The sequence below is a fragment of the Pseudoalteromonas citrea genome, assembly GCF_000238375.3.
In the GTDB taxonomy this organism is placed as follows: Bacteria; Pseudomonadota; Gammaproteobacteria; order Enterobacterales; family Alteromonadaceae; genus Pseudoalteromonas; species Pseudoalteromonas citrea.
In genome coordinates this window covers 1-3938 of sequence record NZ_AHBZ03000018.1, presented here as the reverse complement: position 1 = coordinate 3938, position 3938 = coordinate 1, and the positions used below count along the sequence as shown (strand labels likewise).

At 42.4% G+C, this 3938-nt stretch carries 3 protein-coding genes and 2 pseudogenes; all 5 read left to right on the top strand.

The window, feature by feature from the left end:
• Positions 1 to 645: pseudogene (locus PCIT_RS11860) on the top strand (hypothetical protein); the annotation flags it as partial.
• Between the two features lie 79 nt (positions 646 to 724).
• Positions 725 to 1738, top strand: coding sequence for a hypothetical protein (locus tag PCIT_RS11855; RefSeq protein WP_192992797.1), 1014 nt, complete (start codon positions 725 to 727; stop codon positions 1736 to 1738).
• Between the two features lie 164 nt (positions 1739 to 1902).
• The gene (locus PCIT_RS11850) at positions 1903 to 2403 is read left to right on the top strand and encodes a hypothetical protein (protein ID WP_238348019.1); all 501 of its coding nucleotides are present in this window, start codon (positions 1903 to 1905) and stop codon (positions 2401 to 2403) included.
• Between the two features lie 79 nt (positions 2404 to 2482).
• Positions 2483 to 3484 carry a hypothetical protein gene (locus tag PCIT_RS11845; RefSeq protein ID WP_192992796.1) on the top strand — a complete coding sequence of 334 codons (1002 nt, stop codon included), beginning with the start codon at positions 2483 to 2485 and terminating at the stop codon, positions 3482 to 3484.
• A gap of 92 nt (positions 3485 to 3576) precedes the next feature.
• Positions 3577 to 3938: pseudogene (locus PCIT_RS11840) on the top strand (hypothetical protein); the annotation flags it as partial.

The window sequence follows — 3938 nt, the reverse complement described above, 5'->3', positions numbered from 1 at the left end:
CCAGTGATCCATAGATTTGCCCCAGCAAACCTCGCTTACTTTGACAGAAAGACCCGCAAAGTGGGGTATACCTTTGATATTCCGGGCTGCACTGAACGCGATGAGTTTGGTAATTGTTGTTTCCCATGGCGAGACATAAAGTGCGCAGCTGCTAAAGTAACCACCAGTCAGCACGGTGCCCAAGCGTTTATTCCCATTGTGTCGCATGAGCGTGGCTTTGAGTTTCCAAAATCAAAAATGAAAATCGTCGTGACAGAAAACGCCCAAGACCCGATTTATTGCCTGCTGTTTTGGGAGGAATTAGTGCGGTTTATGGACAATAAAAAGCCGTTACCAGATGTGCCGCGTTATGAAGCTCTGAGGCATTTAGACCCAGTAACTGCCGAATATGATGCCGCCCAAGCAAAAGCAGGCAACCCGCGCCCTGAGGTGTATTGGCGCGATATGAGCTTTGATCAGCAACAAGAAATATACAAAGAGTTGCTAGAAGAATGCTTTGAGCTTGATTGGTTTAACCTAGAACCCAGAGATGAAATTACAGCTCCTTGGCAGCGCTGGACACCTAAACCCGAGCTCAAAGACACACTCAATTGGAAGTATAAAGCCAAGCGACTAGCGTGGCAGCTAGGCTGTGGCTTTCCTTAGTAGTGAAACGAGCGCAAAATAACAAAAACAAATAAAAAAGCGTCGCAATATAGCGTTAAACAAAGGTTAAGGAGCAACCATGAGTCTGCCATATTTAGGGGGTAAGTTACCCAAAAAAACCAAATTTAATCACTTTTTTTCACCGAAAACAGATATGGAATTTCGTGATCAATTTAAAGGTTTATGTTTATTTTATCACTGGTATAAAATTGACAAATTTGGTATCACGAACAACCGACAAAGGTTTATAACAAAAAGCTGTGGCGATGATCCATGGCGAATACTGGTCTTAGGCCCAATGTTTTTGGGCGCTATGGGAAGTTTACTTATTGTGATCAGTATATTTTCACAACTATTACCTTCAGATATAGAAGGTGAGACCTTCCCCTGGTGGATCTGGTACACCACCATTATTTGGAATGTGACCTTTTTAAATATGTTGCCTGTTTTTAAGCGAATTGCACCAGCAAACTTGGCTTACTACTTTGACAGAAAGACCCGCAAAGTGGGCTATACCTTTGATGTTCCGGGCTGCACTGAACGGGATGAGTTTGGTAATTGTTGTTTTCCATGGCGAGAAATTGAATGTAATGTGGCGAAAATAACCACCAGTCAGCATGGTGCGCAGGCGTATGCGCCGTTTATTTCTCATGAGCACAGTTTCTTTCAGTATAAAAACACCGAAATGACCATCGTCGTGACAGAAAACGCCCAAGACCCGATTTATTGTTTGCTGTTTTGGGAGGAATTAGTGCGGTTTATGGACAATAAAAAGCCACTACCAGATGTGCCACGTTATGAAGCGGTGAGGCATTTAGACCCAGTAACTGCCGAATATGATGCCGCCCAAGCAAAAGCAGGCAACCCGCGCCCTGAGGTGTATTGGCGTGATATGAGCTTTGACCAGCAAGAAGAAATATATAAAGAATTGCTAGAAGAATGCTTTGAGCTTGATTGGTTTAACCTAGAACCCAGAGATGAAATTACAGCCCCTTGGCAGCGCTGGACACCTAAGCCCGAGCTCAAAGATACACTCAATTGGAAGTATAAAGCCAAGCGATTAGCGTGGCAGCTAGGCTGTGGCTTTCCTTAGTAGTGAAACGAGCGCAAAATAACAAAAACAAATAAAAAAGCGTCGCAATATAGCGTTAAACAAAGGTTAAGGAGAAAGTTGGGTATACCTTTGATATTCCGGGCTGCACTGAACGGGATGAGTTTGGTAATTGCTGTTTCCCATGGCGAGAAATTGAATGTAATGTGGCAAAAATAACCACCAGTCAGCATGGTGCGCAAGCGTATGCGCCGTTTATTTCTCATGAGCACAGTTTCTTTCAGTATAAAAACACCGAAATGACCATCGTCGTGACAGAAAACGCCCAAGACCCGATTTATTGCCTGCTGTTTTGGGAGGAATTAGTGCGGTTTATGGACAATAAAAAGCCGTTACCAGATGTGCCGCGTTATGAAGCTCTGAGGCATTTAGACCCCGTAACTGCCGAGTATGATGCCGCCCAAGCAAAAGCAGGCAACCCGCGCCCTGAGGTGTATTGGCGCGATATGAGCTTTGACCAGCAAGAAGAAATATATAAAGAATTGCTAGAAGAATGCTTTGAGCTTGATTGGTTTAACCTAGAACCCAGAGATGAAATTACAGCCCCTTGGCAGCGCTGGACACCTAAGCCTGAACTCAAAGACACACTCAATTGGAAGTATAAAGCCAAGCGACTAGCGTGGCAGCTAGGCTGTGGCTTTCCTTAGTAGTGAAACGAGCGCAAAATAACAAAAACAAATAAAAAAGCGTCGCAATATAGCGTTAAAAAAAGGTTAAGGAGTAACCATGAGTCTGCCATATTTAGGGGGTAAGTTACCCAAAAAAACCAAATTTAATCATTTTTTTGAAACGAAATTAGATATGGAATTTCATGATCAATTTAAAGGTTTATGTTTATTTTATCATTGGTATAAAATTGACAAATTCGGTTTTACTCAAAACCCACAAAGGTTCATAACAGAATCCTGTGGCGATGATCCTTGGCGGATACTGTTCTTAGGCCCAATGTTTTTGGGAGCAGTGGGTACATTGGTACTGATAATTAGTATTTTATCATTACCACTGTACGAAGAGGGGGAAGCATTTCCTTGGTGGGTTTGGTATACCGTTATACTTTGGAATGTTACTTTTCTAAATTTACTCCCTGTGTTTAGCCGCTTTGCACCAGCAAACCTCGCTTACTTTGATCGAAAGACCCGTAAAGTTGGGTATACCTTTGATATTCCGGGCTGCACTGAACGGGATGAGTTTGGTAATTGCTGTATTCCATGGCGAGACATAAAGTGCGCAGCTGCTAAAGTAACCACCAGTCAGCACGGTGCCCAAGCGTTTATTCCCATTGTGTCGCATGAGCGTGGCTTTGAGTTTCCAAAATCAAAAATGAAAATCGTCGTGACAGAAAACGCCCAAGACCCGATTTATTGCCTGCTGTTTTGGGAGGAATTAGTGCGGTTTATGGACAATAAAAAGCCGTTACCAGATGTGCCACGTTATGAAGCGGTGAGGCATTTAGACCCAGTAACAGCCGAATATGATGCGGCCCAAGCAAAAGCAGGCAACCCCCGACCTGAGGTGTATTGGCGCGATATGAGCTTTGATCAGCAACAAGAAATATACAAAGAGTTACTAGAAGAATGCTTTGAGCTTGATTGGTTTAACCTAGCACCCAGAGATGAAATTACAGCTCCTTGGCAGCGCTGGACACCTAAACCCGAACTTAAAGACACACTCAATTGGAAGTATAAAGCCAAGCGATTAGGGTTACAGTTAGGTATGGGTTTACCATAGCGGATCATAATGAACCACAACATCAAGCGCCATATGAATACAAGTAAAACAAGCGTCGCGATAAAGCGATAAACAAAGGTTAAGGAACAACCATGAGTCTGCCATATTTAGGGGGTAAGTTACCTAAAAAAACCAAATTTAATCATTTTTTTGAAACGAAATTAGATATGGAATTTCATGATCAATTTAAAGGTTTATGTTTATTTTATCACTGGTATAAAATTGACAAATTTGGTATCACGAACAACCGACAAAGGTTTATAACAAAAAGCTGTGGTGATAACCCATGGCGGATATTGTTCTTAGGCCCTATGTTTTTAGGAGCAGTGGGTACATTGGTACTGATAATTAGTATTTTATCATTACCACTGTACGAAGAGGGGGAAGCATTTCCTTGGTGGGTTTGGTATACCGTTATACTTTGGAATGTTACTTTTCTAAATTTACTCCCTGT